This is a genomic window from Oleiphilus sp. HI0123 (assembly GCF_001635315.1).
Genome location: NZ_LWGE01000065.1, coordinates 1 through 332, shown reverse-complemented (window position 1 = coordinate 332; position 332 = coordinate 1). Strand labels below are relative to the sequence as shown.

1 protein-coding gene is annotated in these 332 nt (G+C 40.7%); it reads left to right on the top strand.

Annotated elements, in window-relative coordinates; translation table 11 throughout:
* Window positions 1–43: 43 nt before the first annotated feature.
* A partial coding sequence (locus A3761_RS00680; protein ID WP_156491461.1) for a hypothetical protein occupies window positions 44–332 on the top strand: 289 nt, incomplete at its 3' end.

The following is a 332-nucleotide window of genomic DNA, read 5'->3' as shown; positions in this document are numbered from 1 at the left end:
ATACTTGAATCATTGATTTCAATATTCGTAAGGAGTATACGCAATGAACTATAAATTCTTTACTATTTTATCTGTCCTTTTGCTCAGTGCGTGCACTACAACTAAAACTATTTCTCTTGCAGTAAATGAATTGCCGCCCACTGCTGCCGATGATGGCGGTATAGAGCTCCAAATGTGGAAATCTATCGGGGGTAAAAATGTAAGAGCTCTAACTAGAAATGCTCGATTTCCGCTCAGCTCTAGTTCAAGTGAACTTGTCCAGGAGCTAGACTTTATTGATTCAAAGGGCGATAAATATGGGCAACGGCTAAGAGGTTTGCTTATGGTCCCCG